We start from the raw sequence: 17,083 nt of genomic DNA on the forward strand, positions 1-17,083 counted from the left end.
CCAGATGCCGAGTGTAGACATCAAGATGCAGACGTTCATCGTCGTCCAACCCGCCATGACTGGCGACCGAGCGCTCATACTCCAGGACACGCGACGTAAACTCTATTAACAATTAAAATTGTTTACGGATTGTGAACTTTTCAGTTGCGTAGCGACTGCCTTGGCCAAGCACGCCACCCAGCTCGAAGCCGATACGCCAGCCATTATCAAAGACATAGTCGGTGCCCAGATCCATTGAATAATTGTCGCGGACCCAGCCATCACCGCGAATGGCATAGGTAAATCCGCCGAGATCGGCGTAATCGAGCGCCTGGATACCACCATTCTTAAACTCGTGCCGCCATTCGGCGCGCACGCGGGGCACGAAGCGGCCGGTGACGAACGATCCGCGCAGCCCCAGCACACTTGACAGCGAGGCCAGCCGGCGCGCGTCGAACAGCAGATTGGCATTGCCCGCCCCGGTCTCGGTATAGCGGTCCAGATCAGCCGACAGATAGTCGATCCGGCCATAGGCGGACAGGGCATGGGTGCCGCTGGTCCGATCGAACCCGCCGGTCAGCGAGCCGAACAGCATCGATCCGCCGCGATGGCCACGCGCGACCGCATCGCTACCGGTCACATTACGGATCGTGTCGAAGGATAGCCGTCCCGCGCCCGCGACACCGTCGAGGAACAGCCCGTCCGCCGGTGCGACGCTGCCATAGACCGCACCCATCCAGCTGTTGCTGTCAACCCGCCCCTTATCCTGGCCGACCTTAGCCCGCTCGCCGCCATAACCACCACCGATACCGACGGTCAGCGTCTCGGACAGCTTCACGTCCACGCCGCTGCTGAGCCCGCCGGTGGAGACGGTCAGCTTGCCACGTCCGCGCGTCGCATCCTCGGTCCCCAACGCGATCGCGCCACCTGACCAAATCGCGGTTGATCCGACCGGCCGGCCGGTGCCCTCGATCGCTTCGGGTTCTCCATTTTGGGCGCGCGCGGCCGCAACACCCGGTATCGCCTGACCCATTGCCCGGTCGCTGCGCGCACCCGCCAGCCCCGTCACCGGCAAGGCCCGGCCGTCGCGGTCATAGGTCATCAGCCCCGCCGCCCGCTCGCGACCCATGACTTCGGTCGCATGATCCGACTTCAGCATCGCCAGATCGGTCGCCGCCATCCCGGCATTGGGATCACTCGCGCCATAGCTGTTGCCGCCCGCGATACTGATCCCCATCGGCCGGCCGACGCTCCCTGCACCGCCATTATGCAACTGCTCGTTGCGGCGCTGGAAATTGTCGAGCTGGGCCTGGGCGAAGCGGCGCGTCGCCTCGGCCTGCGCGGCCGAAATGCCGGTGACGGTCGCGTCTTGCGACGGGTCGGCGCGCTGCACCACGCTGACGCTGACCGCAGCCGGCGCCGAGGTGCCATAAGCGTTGGTCAGCGTGTAGCGGACGGTCGCGGTGCCGCTGAACCGACCGTGCGGGGTGATGCGTAGCTGATAGCGGCGATCGCCGGTGCTGCCGCTTTCCACGAGCGTCGCCCCCACCCCGTCCGCTGGCGTCACCGAGGCGATGGTCGCATCCAGGAACGGCCCGCCGATCGCGCCATCGGTCAGGTCCACGATCTGGGTCTGGCCGTTGGTGACGCTGGCCTTGATCGCCGGAGCGACGGGCGCGCTGCCCTTGACCGTGATCGCGACCCGGGCCTCATTCGAGGTGCCGCCATCGCCGATTGCGACATAGCCAAAGCTGTCCTCACCGATATAGCCCGGCTCGGGCGTATAGGTAGCGCTGATCCGCTGGTTCGTCTCGGTCACGGCCTGCTGGCGTGCGTCGATCGACACCGTGCCGTGCTGCGGCTGTGCGGTGATACGGATTTGGCGATAATCGCCGGTGACCAGCGCCGACAGGTCGATCGCCACCGCGCCGTTCTGCGTCGTTGTCGTGGTATTCGTTGCGGCCGAACCGGGGCGCGCGACCGGCGGGGCCGGCAGCGCGATGTCCAGCGTATAGGCATTCGCCGCCGTGAAGGGGCCATTGCCCGAAGAGCTGTCGGTCGCGGTGACGGTCACGGTATAGCGCCCGCTTTCCTGCGGCGTGCCCGCCAGCAACCCGCCCGGCGAGAGCGTCACTCCGGCCGGCAGTCGCCCGGCGGTGACCGCGTAAGAATAGGGCGCGGTCCCGCCGCTGGTGCTCAGCTGCTGGCTATAGGCGACATCCTCCTGACCCGCGGGCAGCGTCGCCGGGGTGAGCGCCAGGCTCGGCTGCGCGACGGTGATGCTGACCGTCGCGGGGGCCGAGACGCCGCCCGCATTGGACGCGGTATAGGTGAAGCTGTCGGCCCCGGCATAACCGGCCGCCGGCGTGTAGCTGATCGCGGTGCCGTTGACCGTTGCGGTGCCGTGCGCGGGGGCGGTGGCGATGGCGACACTGGTCGCCACACCGCCGCTCACCTTCAGCGGAACCGCCGTGGCCGCCGCGCCATAACCGACCGCCAGGCTGACATTGGCCGCGACCGGCACGTCGGGTGCCGCGATGACCAGGCTATAGGCCTTGGCCCCGCCATATGGCCCCGCCCCCGTCGAACTGTCAGTCGCGGTCACGGTGAAGGCGAAGCCCCCGAACGCGCTCGGCGTGCCGCTCAACTTGCCATCGGCCGCCAGCGTCACGCCCGCCGGCAATGCGCCGTCGGTGACCGCATAGCGATAGGGCGCGGTGCCCCCCGATGCGGAGAGCCTCTGCGTATAGGCCACATCATAACGCCCATCGGGCAGGCTGGCCGGCCCGACCGCCACACTCGCGGCCGAGACGACCAGCGTATAGCTGCGCGCGGCGGTATAAGGCCCGCCATTGGCGGTCACGGTCGCGTCGGTCGCGGTCACGGTGAAGCCATAGCTGCCACCGGCGGTCGGCGTACCGCTTAACGTGCCGTTGGTGCCAAGCGTGACGCCCGCCGGCAACGCACCAGCGGTGACGGCATAGCTGTAGGGCGCCGTCCCACCGGTCGCGATGAGCGCCTGGCTATAGGCCGCGCCCACCGTCGCATTGGCCAGCGTCGCCGGATCGAGCGCCAGCGCCGGTGCCGCGATGCTGAGCGTGTAGCTCCGTGTCGCACTGTACGGACCCGAACCGGTCGAACTATCGGTCGCGGTGATGCTGAAGGTGAAGCTCCCCGACTGCGTCGATGTGCCCGCCAGCGTGCCATTGCTCGCCAAGGTCACACCCGCCGGCAAGGCCCCCGCCGTCACGGCATAGCTGTAAGGCGCGGTGCCGCCGGTCGCCGACAGCGTCTCGCTAAAGACCGTGCCCGACTCGCCCGCCGGCAGGCTCGCCTGACTGAACGCCACGGTCGCAGTCGCGACGCTCAGCGTATAGCTGCGGCTCGCGGTGTAAGGGCCGCCATTGGTCGTGGCAGTCGCATCGGTGACGGTGACGGTGAAGCTGTAACTGCCACCGGCCGTTGGCGTCCCGCTCAACGTACCGTTGGTGCCAAGCGTCACCCCCGCCGGCACCGCGCCTGCGGTCACGGCATAGCTGTACGGCGCCGTGCCCCCACTCGCGCTCAGCGCTTGGCTATACGCCCCACCCACCGTCGCATTGGCCAGTGTCGGCGGGGCCAGCGTCAGCGCTGGCACCGCGATCACCAGCGTGTAGCTGCGCGTGGCGCTATAGGGACCCGAGCCAGTCGAACTGTCGGTCGCGGTGATGCTGAACGTGAAGCTACCCGACTGTGTCGGAGTCCCGGCCAGCGTACCATTGCTCGCCAAGGTGACGCCCGCTGGCAGCGCGCCAGCGATGACCACATAGCTGTAGGGCGCCGTGCCACCGGTGGCTGACAGTGTTTCGCTATACGCCGTGCCAGACGTTCCCGCTGGCAGGTTCGCCGGCGACAGCGCCACCGTCGCAGTCGCGACCGTCAGGGTATAGCTGCGTGCAGCGGTATAAGGCCCACCATTGGCGCTCGTGGTCGCATCCGTCACGGTGACGGTGAAACTGTAGCTGCCACCGGCCGTCGGCGTCCCGCTCAGCGTACCGTTGGTGCCGAGCGTCACACCCGCCGGTAGCGCACCCGTCGTGACGGCATAGCTATACGGCGCGGTCCCGCCACTCGCGGTCAGTGCCTGGCTATACGCCGCTCCTACCGTCGCATTGCCCAGTGTCGTCGGGGCCAGCGTCAGGGCCGGCGCGGCGATCACCAGCGTATAGCTGCGCGTCGCGCTATAGGGACCAGAGCCGGTCGAACTGTCGGTCGCGGTGACACTGAAGGTGAAGCTGCCCGACTGCGTCGGCGTCCCCGCCAGCGTACCATTGCTCGCCAAGGTGACGCCCGCCGGCAGTGCGCCAGCGATGACCACATAGCTGTAGGGCGCCGTGCCACCGGTGGCTGACAGTGTTTCGCTATACGCCGTGCCAGACGTTCCCGCTGGCAGGTTCGCCGGCGACAGCGCCACCGTCGCAGTCGCGACCGTCAGGGTATAGCTGCGTGCAGCGGTATAAGGCCCACCATTGGCGCTGGTGGTCGCATCCGTTGCGGTAACCGTGAAGTTGTAGCTGCCACCAGCCGTCGGCGTACCGCTCAGCGTACCATTGGTGCCGAGCGTCACGCCTGCCGGAAGCGCGCCTGCGGTGACGACATAGCTGTAAGGTGCCGTCCCGCCGCTGGCGGTCAGTGTCTGACTATACGCCGCACCCACCGTCGCATTGGCCAGCGTTGCCGGGGCAAGCGTCAGCGCCGGTGCACCGATCACCAGCGTATAGCTGCGCGTCGCGCTATACGGACCAGAGCCGGTCGAACTGTCGGTCGCGGTGACACTGAAGGTGAAGCTGCCCGATTGCGTCGGTGTCCCGGCCAGGGTTCCGCTGCTCGACAGGGTCACACCCGCGGGCAATGCGCCGGCGGTGACTGCATAGCTATAGGGCGCCGTACCACCGGTCGCCGACAGCGTTTCGCTATACGCCGCGCCTGACGTTCCCGCCGGCAGATTGGTCGGGCTCAGCGCCACTGTCGCCGTCGCGACAGTCAACGTGTAGCTGCGCGCAGCCGTGTAAGGACCGCCATTGCCGGTCGACGTCGCGTCCGTTGCTGTGACCGTGAAGCTGTAGCTGCCGCCAGCCGTCGGCGTACCACTCAGCGTGCCATTCGTACCGAGCGTCACGCCTGTCGGCAAAGCACCAGCTGTGACGGCATAAATGTACGGTGCAGTCCCACCGCTCGCGGTCAGTGCCTGACTATAGCCTGCCCCCACCGTCGCATCGGCCAAGGTCGCCGGGGCCAGCGTCAGCGCCGGTGCACCGATCACCAGCGTATAGCTGCGCGTCGCACTGTACGGCCCCGAGCCGGTCGAACTGTCGGTCGCGGTGATGCTGAAGGTGAAGCTGCCCGACTGCGTCGGCGTCCCGGCCAGGGTCCCGCTGCTCGACAGGGTCACACCCGCCGGCAAGGCCCCTGCCATCACGGCGTAAGCATAGGGCGCGGTGCCACCGGTCGCCGACAGTACCTCACTATACGCCACGCCCGACGTTCCCGCTGGCAGGTTCGCCGGCGACAGCGCCACCGTCGCGGTCGCGACCGTCAGGGTATAGCTGCGTGCAGCGGTATAAGGCCCACCATTGGCTGTCGTGGTTGCATCCGTCGCGGTAACCGTGAAACTGTAGCTGCCCCCCGCCGTCGGCGTACCGCTCAGCGTACCATTGGTGCCGAGCGTCACCCCCGTCGGCAGCGCACCTGCGGTCACGGCATAGCTATACGGCGCCGTGCCACCGCTCGCGGTCAGTTTCTGACTATACGCCGTACCCACCATCGCATTGGCCAGCGTCGACGGGGCCAGAGTCAGCGCCGGCGCGCCGATCACCAGCGTGTAGCTTCGCGTCGCGCTGTACGGGCCCGAACCGGTCGAACTGTCGGTCGCCGTGACGCTGAAGGTGAAGCTACCCGACTTGGTTGCCGTGCCCGCCAACACACCGCTGCTCGAGAGGGTCACGCCCGCCGGCAACGCACCGGCGGTAACCGCATAGCTGTAGGGCGCTATCCCCCCCGAGGCTGACAGCGTGGCGCTATAGGCCACGCCCGACGTCCCCGTCGGCAAGCTCGCGGGCGACAATGCCAGTGTGGGGGCGACGACGCTCAGCGTATAGGCGCGCGCGCCCGTAAAGCCCGCCGCGTTCGTTGCGGTGAGCGTGAAGGAGAAGCTGCCGCCCGCCCCCGGCGTACCGGTCAAGCGGCCGTCGCTCGCCAGCGTGACGCTGGGGGGCAGCGCGCCCGCCGTCACCGCATAGCTGTAGCTGGTTCCCGCACCGCTGGCGGTGACGGTCTGGTCATAGGGCTGGCCGACGGTCGCGGACGGCAGGGTCGCCGGGGTGACGACGATGGCCGGTGCGGCGACGGTGATAGCGTAGAGCCCCTCGACGCCGAACGGCGTGGTCGCGCTGTCGGTCGCGCGGAGACGGAAGGTGAACGTCCCCGCTGCGCTCGGCGTGCCTGCGATCACCCCGCCGCTCGCCAGCGTCAGCCCGGGCGGCAGGGCCCCGCCGACGACGCTGTAACTGTACGGTGCGATGCCGCCGCTGGTGGTGATGGTCTGGCTATACGCCGTACCGCCGGTCGCGGCGGGCAGCGCGGTCGCGGTGGCCGTGTTCGCGGCGGGCGACAGCGTCAGCACCGGCGGCTGGACGGTGGTCGTATAGCTGGCCTGGCCGACAAAGGGCGCGCCGCTGCCGCTCGCGCTGTCGGTCGCGGCGATCGTATAGGTGAAGCTCCCGGCCGCGCTCGGCGTGCCCGACAGCGTGCCGTCGCTCGCCAGCGTCAGCCCGGTGGGCAGCGCGCCGGCCGTCACCGCGAAGCCATAGGGCGCGGTGCCGCCGCCGGCAGTGAAGCGCTGGCTATAGGCGATGCCGACCTGCGGCGTGGGCAGTGTGGCGGGGCTGAGCGCGATAGTCGGCGCGCCGATGGCGATGCTCTGCTGCACCGGGGCGGCGGGGTCGAAGCTCGTGTCGCCCGCCTGGCTGGCGGTGACGACGCAGGTGCCGACTTGGTCGAAGCGCACGCTGTTGCCCGTGATCGAGCAGATGGCGCGCGAGCCGGCATCGATGGCGAAGACCGGGGTCAGCCCCGAGCTAGCGGTCGCGGCGACCAGATAGGTGCCGCCGACGATCGCGCCGGCCGGCGGGGTCGAGGTGAAGCGTATGGTCTGCGCGCCCCGCCCGATCGTGATGGTGAAGGCCTGCGACTGGCGCACCGGTGGATTGCCGCCGGTCGAGTCCTCGGCGGTAACGGTGAAGGCAAACGCCCCCGCGCTCGTCGGCGTGCCCGACAGCGTGCCGCCGGTCGCCAGCGTCAGTCCGGTGGGCAGAGCGCCCGCCGTCACCGCATAGCTATAGGGCGCAGTGCCACCGGTCGTCGTCAGCGTGGCGGTATAGGCCGTGCCCACCGTCCCGCTCGCGGGCGGCGCGGTGATGGTCAACGCCGGGTCACCGATCGTCACGGTCACCGTCGCGGGCGCGGAGGTGCTCACCCCATTGCTGGCGGTGTAGGTGAAGCTATCGGTGCCGCGCGCGCCAGCGGCCGGCGTATAGGTCAGGTTCGGCGCGGTACCGCTGAGCGTGCCGCGCGCCGGCGCGGCGGTTATCGCATAGCTTAGCGCGCGCGCGGGCGTATTGGGATCGCTGCCCGCCAGGGTGATGCTGCGCGCGGTCTGGAACGCGGTCGACACGGTCTGCGCGCTCGCGGTCGGTGCGCCGACATAGGTGAAGCTGCCGGTCGTGGTGCCGGCGCCGGCGGCATTGGTGACCTGCACCGCCGCGGGGCCGGCGGTGCCCGCCGGGGTGACGGCGGTCAGGCTGGTCGCGCTGGCGATCGTCACGCCGGTGGCGGGCGTACCGCCGACCGTGACCGTGCTGCCGCTGGTGAAGTTGGTGCCGGTGACGGTGATCGTCGTCCCGCCCGCCGTGCCGCCCTCGGCCGGGGTCACGCCGCTGACCGTGGGAAGCGCGACGATGGTGAAGCTGTTGGTCGCGTTCGGCGAGACATTGCCCGCCGCGTCGGTCGCGGTAATCGACACCGTGTTGGACCCCAGCGGCAGATCGGCCGCTGGCGCATAGCTGTACGTGCCACCCGCCGTCGCGGAGGTCGTGCCGGCCGCCGCCCCGTTGATCCGGATCGCGATGCTGGCATTGCTCTCCGCCGTGCCGGTGATCGTCGGCCGCCGACTGGCCAGCGTCGCGCCATTGGCGGGCGCGGTGATCACCGGCGCGGCGGGCGCGACCGTGTCGATGGCGAAGGCATTGGTGTTCGAGGCCGGCGACGCCACCCCCGAGGTCGAGGCAACCGCATAAACGCTGTGCGTTCCCTGGCCTAGCGCGCTCGCCACGGTGTAGGTGAAATTGCCGCCCGATACAGTCGCGTTACCGTTGAGCGTACCGTCGATGAAGATCTGGACCGTCGTGCCGCTTGCGGTGACGCCGGTCACGACCGGTGTCGCCGTATTGAGCGTCGATCCGTTGGCCGGGCTGGTCAGCACAGGCGCGGCCGGCGCGGGTGGCCCCGCCACGGCGATCGTCACCGTGCCCGCGCTGGAGGTCGCGAGGCCGTTGGAGACGGTGAAGGTGAAGCTGTCCGCCCCGATATAATTGGCGGACGGCGTATAGGTGAGGTTGGGCAAGGTACCGCTCAGCGTGCCATGCGTCGGCGGGGTGCCGATAGAATAGGTCAGCGTCCGGGCCGGCGTGTTCGGGTCGCTGCCCGTCAGCGTCACGGCAGTCGCGGTGTTGAAGGTGGCGGTCACGCTCTGCGCGTTGGCGGTCGGCGCCTGGATGACGGTCAGGGTCGCGGCGCTGCTCGTCGCGCTGCCCTGGCTGTTGGTGAAGACCGCGCGGTACTGGCGGCCATTGTCGCCCGCTATCGTCGCGGGGGTGGTATAGGTGGCGGCGGTCGCGCCGGCGATGTTGGTGAAGCTCGCACCACTGTCGCTCGATACCTGCCACTGGACGCTGGGCGACGGACTGCCCGATGCGCCGGCGGTGAAGCTGGCGGTCGCGCCGACCGCGACCGTCTGGCCAGCCGGCTGCGTGGTCACGGCGGGCGGGTTGAGCACGACATAGCTATAGCCGTTCGCCAGCGTGGCAGTGCCGCCCGGCGTGGTGACCGCGATGGCGGCCGCGCCCGCGCTGCCCGCCGGGGTCGTCGCCGTGATCTGGGTGTCGCCGGTGACCACGAAGCTGGTCGCCGCATTGCCGCCGAAGGTCACCGCGCTCGCCCCCGTCAGCGCGGTGCCGGTGATCGTCACGCTGGTGCCGCCGGCGGTTGACCCCGAACCCGGCGTCGCATCGGTGATGGTGGGCGCCGCGATATAGCTATATTGCGCGCCCGGGCCGGCCGCGCTCGTCACGCTGCCGGTGGTGACCTGCACGTCATAGGTGCCCGCCGCCTTGGCCGGCAGCGTCGCGCTGAGCTGGTTCGAATTGGTGTAGGTGACGCCCGTCGCGACGGTGCCGCCGATCGCCACGGTCGCGGCCGGGGTGAAATTGGTGCCGGTGATCACCACGCTGCGTGAGGTATTGGCCGGGCCGGAGGTCACGCTCAGCGCGGTCACGGTCGGCACGGCGAAGCTGTAGCTGACGCTGCCCGTGCTCGCCTGGCCGTTGGTGGCGTCGGTCACGCCGACCGCCACGGTGCCCGACCCCGCCGGCGTGGTCGTCGTCAGCGTCGTGGCGCTGGCATAGGTCGCCGGGACCGTCGTCGCGCCGAAGCTGGCGCTATAGCTGTTGCCGCTGACGAAGTCGGTGCCGGTGATCGTCACCGGCGTGCCGCCCCCGCTCGACCCGCCGGCCGGCGAGATCGCGCTGATCGTCGGTGCGGCGACATAGCGATACTGGTTGCCCGCCCCGGTCGCCGAGGTGCCGCCAGGGGTCGTGACCGTAACATTGACGGTGCCCGACCCGGCGGGCGCGGTCGCGGTGATCTGCGTCGCGCTGTTGACGGCGTAGCTCGACGCCGGGCTGCCGCCGAAGCTGACGGCGGTCGCGTTCGTAAAGCCGGTGCCGGTCAGGGTCACGTTGTTGCCGCCCCCCGCCCCGCCCGAAGCGGGCGCGACCGCCGTCACGGCCGGTGCGGCGATATAGGTATAGCCGGTGAAGGTCGCCGAGGCGGTTCCGTTCTTCACGACGGCGATGCCGACCGTGCCCGCCGCATGCGCAGGCGCGGTAGTGACGATCTGCGTGTCCGATGCCGGCGTGACCGAGACAAGGGTGGTGTCGAACCGTACCTGATCGACGCCGGTGAAGTTGCTGCCGTTGATGGTGACCGAGGTTCCGCCGGCCGCCGGCCCGGAGGTCGGTGCGATGCCCGAGATCGCGGGGGGCGGCGTGCCGACACAGGTGGCGGATACGGTGAAGGCGCCGAGATCGTTGGTGCCCGCGCGTCCGATCCGGGCAAGCACCGCATTGCTCGTGGCCGTGGTGGTCACGGTTAGCGTCGCTGTGCCAACCGCATTGATGTTGGCGGACTGGTTCGTAAAAGCGCCCGTATTTGCGTTCGACACATACAGATATGCCGTAAAACCATTCGTCGATGCCAGCTGCGTCGGAGCATCTGTCCGCACGGTCATCCGAATGACCTCGCCCTCGTCGAAATCGTATAGCGTCGGACTGAAGCCGTTATAGCTGGCGGGAAAGGCGCCCCCCGCTGCCGTATAAGCAGACGACCGGATTCCCGAGGCCGTGGCGGAAACGCCTCTGGCGCGCCCCGAAGGACTGGGCGCAGCCGTCGAACTGAAATTGGCGGAGTAATTCAGTTCGCCGTTATTGATGGCCGTGCAAGCCGCGCTCTCGGCAGCCGCCGCGCAGGGCATCGCCGCGAGCCCAAGCGCCGACAGTGCGATCGCCGGTCGCACGATACGACGCGAAGAGCGCGACGCCACATCCGCCTTAACCGACGCAAATTGGTCCGACGATAAAGCGACTCCCGGCGCCGTATCGACAGTGACGCCGGTCTTCACGACACGGCCGAGCGCACGAATAAACGCGCCAAACATGGTCTATAGCCCCCCGGCTCGCCCCCGAAATCATCCCCGATCGGTGACGAACGCTTCATCGGACGACAGAATCAAGGATGAGTCAAGATTTTAAAACTACGGTTCCATTAATGAGACAGATCATCGTCCTCCAACCGGATAACATTGATATATATTATGGTAAGCAAGCTTTACGCTTTTCGTTACGGACACGTTATTTCCAATGTGAACAGAATAAGTGTTCATTTTGGACATTCTCTATATTTGCAATACAACCATTATGGATTTGTTTTCCGATTTCGCCCGGGCAACAATGAACGCGGCGCGCCGCGATATTGCGAATTGGCGCGCCCTCAAGGGAGCGGACATGGAAGCATATCTCGGATACGTGATGTTTACGGCAGGCAGCTTTGCCCCGCGCGGTTGGTCGTTATGCCAGGGACAGCTGTTGAGCATTGCCCAAAGCACCGCGCTCTACTCGCTGCTCGGCACCACCTATGGCGGTAACGGCCAGCAGACCTTCGGCCTGCCGCATCTGGGCGGTCGCGTGCCCGTCGGTACCGGCCAGGCGCCCGGTGTCAGCCATAATTATCAGGCGGGCGAAGCGGCCGGCACCGAGCAGACCACCATCCTCACCACGCAAATGCCCGCGCATGTCCATGCATTCCCCGCACAGCCGGGCATGGCCATCGTCACCGACAATACGGCCGATGACAGCACCGCATCGGCCTCGGCTGGCGCGCGTCTGGGCAATTTGATCGATCCCAATGCCAGCGGCGCGGCGATCTACGTACCGGCGGGATCAGGCAACGCGACGGTGAATCTGGCCGGTACACCGGCGGGCAATACCGGTCTGGCCGGCGGCAGCCAGCCCATGTCCCTGATGCAGCCCTATCTGGCGATGAACGCGGTCATCTGCATCGAGGGCTATTACCCCTCACGTCCCGACTGACGGACCGGCCGGCACCATGCCCGCTCGGCACAGGGTGCCGGCCACCTCGCAATCAGTTGAACACCGCCTGATAAACGCGGCGATCGCGGAGCGGCGGGCACTGGCTGATGAAGATGCTGTGCGGCCCGCCGCGCCCGCAATCGAACTCGTAGGCCAGGTCGAGCAGCACGACGCTAAGCGGCGCTTCGAAGAACAGCGAAAAGGGCTGCCGGAAATCGAGCCCATCGGGCAGGCGCGGCGACGTCTCGACACGATCCAGCCGCACCTCGACCGCCTCCGGCAGCGTGTTCACCTTCACCGTCTTGCCCACCCAGGGCAGGAAATCTTCCGGGGTCATCAAGCGCATGCACGATCCTTCCTCGCCCGCCACCATTCCCGATCGGGACGGCGCCGACAAGATGGCGGACCCCGGCATGGCACCTGATCGGATCATGTTCCGCCCCGAAACCCCGGACGATGTGGCCATCATCGCCCGCGCCCATGCCGGTCATTGGCGCGCACCGCCGGGCTTTGCCCTCCCCGCCCCGATGCTCGCCACCCTGCTTGCTCAGCAGCATGCGCTGCAGGAACGTCACATCGCCGCCACTCATCCCAGTGCCGAGCGGCAGATGATCGTCGCTAACGGCGTGACGGTCGGGCGCATATGCCTGAGCCGGAATTCTACGCCTTGGAAAATTGTCGACTTTGCGCTGATAGACAGCGCACGGGGTGTCGGGATTGGGCGTGCCGTTTTAGGCGCGATAAGAGACGAAGCCGCCCGTGCCGCTGTCTCCATTGTGCTGGACGTCGCCCAAAACAATGTGCGGGCACTAGCCTTCTATCGACGGGCGGGGTTCAAGCTCTTGAGCGCTAACAGTGCCCCCCTTGTCCAACTGGGGTGGAATCCGTGATGAGTAACGGTCAACGCCTTTACGATCAGACGCTCATGCGAGTGCCAACGGTCCAGTGCGAATCGCTTAAGCTGATCCGATGCGACGCGCCCAGAATGGCGCGTCGCGCCAACGTCGTTCCATACCATAATAGAGGGCGTGATGATGGCAGTAGGCCTGCCAGATACGGCTCATCCGTGTAGCGTACCGTTCGGTGGCTCTGGTGTCACCGTTCAGAAGGGTAAGCGTGGCCTCCCCGGCTTCAAGACCCGTCGATAGGGCATTGAACAAGCCCTGGGATGACAGAGGGTCCAGGGCGATCGCGCTGTCGCCGGCGGCAAGCCAACCCTCACCCGCCGCGCTGCGAGCCACGCTGTTAGCCGCGCACAGCATCGATGGCGTCGCCCGAGACGGGTCGACGGTGCCGATCGCATCCTTCAGCCCTGGCAATGAGCGGGCTGCCATCAATGGCCCTGTCGGCAGGACATCACGCATGGCCGCCCCGCCCGCATCGCCGTGGAACGCGACGATACGATCCTCATCCGGCAGCATGGCGGTGTACCACCATCCCTCCGCGCACGCTTGGGTATAGGTGGTGGTGTCGGAATCCTGAGGCTGCGGCACGCGCTGATAGGCGCAGGCCAGCCGGTCCATCACCATGCGCCGCTGCCCATGTTTGCGCATCAGCGAGGTTCGCCGACCGCTCGCATCGATCAGGCGCCGGGCAAACACCGACATGCCGTCGTCGAGCGTGACATGCCATCCGTCCTTAAGGCGACGTATGTCCCCGACACAGGCGAAGACGAACGCAGCCCCCCGCGCTGCGGCATCCGCGCGCAGATCGGCTTCAAAACGGGCGCGGTCGATCCGCCAGCCCATGCCGTCGGGATCGCACATTGCGTCCAGTTCGACCGGATCGTCCGAGCCCCAGCGGCTGACCTTGAGCGGGGCGATGCCGTGCCCCGCCGCCGCAAAGCGCTCGAACGCACCGATCGCCGTCAGCACGCGCCGTGCCGCGCCCGGCAGCGTTTCGCCGATCCGCCAGACCGGCGTCGCTACCCGGTCGATCAGGGTGACGCTGGCGTAGGGCGCCAGCGTGCAGGCGGCCGCCGCCCCCGCCGCCCCGGCACCGATGATGGCGACGTCGACGATAGGCTCGCTCATCGCTGCTGCGGTGGCAGTCCGTTGGGAAAGCGATTGACCAGCGCGATGCCGGACAGATCGACCTCGGTCGCTGATCGCGTGCCGCGCCGCTCAACGGGGCCGGGCCTTGCCGCCGGGGCGACCCGCATCGGCGGTGCCGCCCCCAGAAGGCGCGGCCCGGTCAGCTTCTCCTGCTCGGGCGTGATCAGCCGGGCATAATCCTCGACTTCGATCGTCGCGGGGAATTCCGGATCGCCAGGGCCTTCGCGAACCTCGACCACGCCGAGAAAATCGAAATGATGGATCATGTTGTTGATCTGATGAGTGTAGCCGTCCGCACCCAGCGGCTCGATCCAGGCCTCGCGATTGGCGAACGCCTTGCGCCGCTCTTCCAAGGGGCGGGACTTGTCCATGACGATGTCATAATTCTCCTTGGTCAGCACCTCATTGGGCACGCGTGCCGGCCAGAAGGTGGGGACGTACGGATCATAGGCGGGCGTGTAGCCCGACCGGCAGCTGCTGGTGTCGGTCTGCCACGGCACCGCCATCCACCGCGTGATGCCGCCCGGCATCTGACCGCAAAGCGGACCGTTGGGAATGGTGACGTCGTCGGGGGTCAGCACTTCGCTGGGGCGCGGCGCTATCCAGCCTTCAGGCGCGTGCTGGAAGCGGAACGGCGCCACGTACATCGTGGCTATGCGCACCGGCCATGTCATCTCGCAACCGGGGTGGAACGCATCGGCCAGACAGAACTCCAGCGCCGCACGGGTCAGCATATCGCCTCGTTCGGCGACCGGCAGATCGTCGATCTCGGCCGGGGGGCGCTTTTTGGGATCGTAATCGGGATCGAAATTCCCCTCCGCCCATTGCCACAACATCGCCGTCTGGCAATCGCTCAGCACCGCATTCTGGCGCGGACTGGCGACCGGCGGAATGTTCATCGCGTCGCCGTACAGCCACGGCCAGGGCACCGGCGAATTGGCGTCGGTGTCGAAGTTGCGGAAGTTATTGTAAATGACCCGGCGCTGCTCGCGATAGGCCGGACTGGTGCTGCCCAGACGCGCCAGCGCGGTGTCGCTCGTCAGGTCGAACACCCCGTCCCAGCCGAACCCGGCGGCAAAGCCGGCATTGACCCATTGCAGCCCCTCCATCCGCTGGAAGATGGGCAGGATGTCGCGCGCGAAGGATGGCCGCGTCGGCGCGGGCAGCTTGCCCGCCTTGATCGCGACGTCGCGCATCAGGTCCCACATGGTGCGGACCGATTTGCGCTGCGGCCCGTAATTGGGCGGCGCGACGACGACCCAGGCGGGGATCACCTGGATCTCCTCACCGTCGAGCGTGACCCGGGCGGTCACCGGCCCATCGGAGACATCGTCATACCAGCCTTCGTTATTGGCGAAGGTAATGGCCGCGCTGCCGTCGACGCTGGCCGAGACACCCTTGCCGCCGAGCACCGTCAGCCGCTGCTCGCCATCGGTCATCGCTTCGCCCAGATAGACGGGGATGTCCATGAATGTGCCCTCGAACGTCTTGGCCTTGACGCTGGCGCCCTTCAGCACCCGCTTCTTGCCCTCGATCGCTAGCGTCGCGCGATCCGCGACGCCCGGATTGCGTAGCGTGGTCGGCGGGGCGTAATTGGCCTCGGGAATGTCGAGCGCGAGCTGGAAGCCGTACCAGGCGGCCTTGTGGTTGGCGAGTTGCACCTGCCATTCGATCGTCGCGCCGCCTTCCTTGCCGGTCAGTTCGCGGACGATCTCGCCGCGTGCGTTGACGCCGTAGACGCGGAAGCGCGCGGCCTGTCGCTTCAGCCTTTTGTGCGCGTCGCGGTAGCTGCCGGCGGGTAACGGTTTCGGATCGGTGACTTCGGGGCCGTAGAAATATTCGTCGCTGGTCCCCACCCGCGCGATGCCGATCGCAGGATGGATCACCGCCTGGACGATGCAATTGTCATGCTCGATGGCCGGAGGCGCGGCCGCCGCGACGCGCGGGGTCAGCGGGTCGCTGGTCAACTGGCCATTGGCATGCTGTCGCATCGCCGTGCCTGCCGCATAGACGCCGCGCCGGACGACCGCGATCGACGACCCGTCGCTGGGCCGGTTCGCCTGCGGCACGCGCCAGATATTGAAGGACAGGTTCTGGCCATAGTCGGCCTGCCCCGGCGCATCGACCCGCTGGCGGGGGATGACCAAGGTCGCGACGGGGACATAAGGGCTTTCATGTTCCGGCCAGACGACATTGGCAGCGTCGAGCGGCATGGTCTTTTCGCTGGTCCGCCGCTGCACCAACAAAGTGAAGCGATAGTCGCGCTCGGCCAGCCGGTTGACCAGGTCAGCCTTCAGATAGTCGTTGCCGTCGTCGGGCACGTCCTCGGCCGGGGTTTCCGGGTCCAGACGATATTTGACCAGATCGTCGCCCAGATGGAAGGGCAGGATCGCCCAGTAGCGGTTGGTCAGGCACGATCCGCGCGCTGCGTTCATGTCGTTCAGCACCGCGTTAATCGCGGGATGCTTCGCCAGATAGGCGTCGTAATCATGCTGGACGACGCCGGCATAGGTGAATTCGACCATCGTCCTGGCGGTATCGAGAAAGAACCGGTCGATATTCTGCATGATGAGGTCGGCGGTCGCCCCTTCCTCGCCCAGCGCGTTCGGGCCGTTGACGCCGAACAGCTTCAACCCGATCCCGCACATGCTGCCCAGATCGGGATCGGTCGGGCCGGTATCGCTGGAAAAGCGCATCCAAGCCTCCAGCCGTTCATGCGCGAAGATGCCGACCCGCCACGCCTCGGGCATGTCGGCGTGACGCTCCAGCCAGCCATGCGCGACGCCGTGCAGCTTGCGAAAGACCGCGCGCTGGGCGGGGGGCGGGTTCAGCCGAGTATCGCGCGCCTGTCCGATATCGACGAACATTTCGGTCAGCCGTTCGGTGGCCTGATCCAGCTTGTCGAAACATTTCAGAGTCGGAAGTTCCTTATACATGTTCGATTTCCCCACCCTGCTGCCTTGCCGGATAGACTGACCGCGAATGATATTCCGGGCAATAGCGGCTGGCATTAAATCTTTCTCATGCGATCGTTTTACATCCAAAGTGGACGCTATATTTACGAAAGCATAATCCATCCGAAATATTGAA

General features: G+C 67.2%; 6 protein-coding genes. 2 read left to right on the forward strand and 4 right to left on the reverse strand.

Annotated elements, in window-relative coordinates; genetic code table 11:
- Positions 1-112: 112 nt before the first annotated feature.
- A complete protein-coding gene (locus U1703_RS09225; protein ID WP_332785448.1) occupies positions 113-10,441 on the reverse strand; it encodes a beta strand repeat-containing protein in 10,329 nt (3,442 codons plus the stop codon).
- 937 nt (positions 10,442-11,378) lie between these two features.
- Here U1703_RS09225 and U1703_RS09230 point away from each other — a divergent pair.
- Complete coding sequence (locus U1703_RS09230; RefSeq protein WP_332785487.1) at positions 11,379-11,939, forward strand: phage tail protein; 561 nt, start codon at positions 11,379-11,381, stop codon at positions 11,937-11,939.
- A gap of 52 nt (positions 11,940-11,991) precedes the next feature.
- Here the strand turns inward: U1703_RS09230 and U1703_RS09235 are convergent, their stop codons facing one another.
- Positions 11,992-12,285 (reverse strand): DUF6916 family protein, encoded by a 294-nt coding sequence (locus U1703_RS09235; protein ID WP_183951951.1) that lies wholly within the window; start codon positions 12,283-12,285, stop codon positions 11,992-11,994.
- On the opposite strand from U1703_RS09235, the gene U1703_RS09240 reads away from it, so the two are divergent.
- Positions 12,284-12,829 carry a GNAT family N-acetyltransferase gene (locus tag U1703_RS09240; RefSeq protein ID WP_332785449.1) on the forward strand — a complete coding sequence of 182 codons (546 nt, stop codon included), beginning with the start codon at positions 12,284-12,286 and terminating at the stop codon, positions 12,827-12,829. The two genes, U1703_RS09235 and U1703_RS09240, sit on opposite strands and share 2 nt — an antisense overlap.
- Positions 12,830-12,895: 66 nt before the next feature.
- Here U1703_RS09240 and U1703_RS09245 read toward each other — a convergent pair whose 3' ends face one another.
- On the reverse strand, positions 12,896-13,972 hold the full coding sequence (locus tag U1703_RS09245) for an NAD(P)/FAD-dependent oxidoreductase (protein WP_332785450.1): 1,077 nt from the start codon (positions 13,970-13,972) through the stop codon (positions 12,896-12,898).
- On the reverse strand, positions 13,969-16,929 hold the full coding sequence (locus tag U1703_RS09250; RefSeq protein ID WP_332785451.1) for a LodA/GoxA family CTQ-dependent oxidase: 2,961 nt from the start codon (positions 16,927-16,929) through the stop codon (positions 13,969-13,971). The genes U1703_RS09245 and U1703_RS09250 overlap by 4 nt, the downstream gene beginning before the upstream one ends.
- Positions 16,930-17,083: the final 154 nt, after the last annotated feature.

The sequence above is a fragment of the Sphingomonas flavida genome (assembly GCF_036663655.1).
Lineage (GTDB): Bacteria > Pseudomonadota > Alphaproteobacteria > Sphingomonadales > Sphingomonadaceae > Sphingomonas.

What these genes read in the sequence shown, in the direction of transcription:
- U1703_RS09245 (WP_332785450.1), bottom strand. Translation starts at nt 13,972, where the DNA reads ATGAGCGAGCCTATCGTCGACGTCGCCATCATCGGTGCCGGGGCGGCG.
- U1703_RS09240 (WP_332785449.1), top strand. Translation starts at nt 12,284, where the DNA reads ATGCACGATCCTTCCTCGCCCGCCACCATTCCCGATCGGGACGGCGCC.
- U1703_RS09250 (WP_332785451.1), bottom strand. Translation starts at nt 16,929, where the DNA reads ATGTATAAGGAACTTCCGACTCTGAAATGTTTCGACAAGCTGGATCAG.
- U1703_RS09235 (WP_183951951.1), bottom strand. Translation starts at nt 12,285, where the DNA reads ATGCGCTTGATGACCCCGGAAGATTTCCTGCCCTGGGTGGGCAAGACG.
- U1703_RS09230 (WP_332785487.1), top strand. Translation starts at nt 11,379, where the DNA reads ATGTTTACGGCAGGCAGCTTTGCCCCGCGCGGTTGGTCGTTATGCCAG.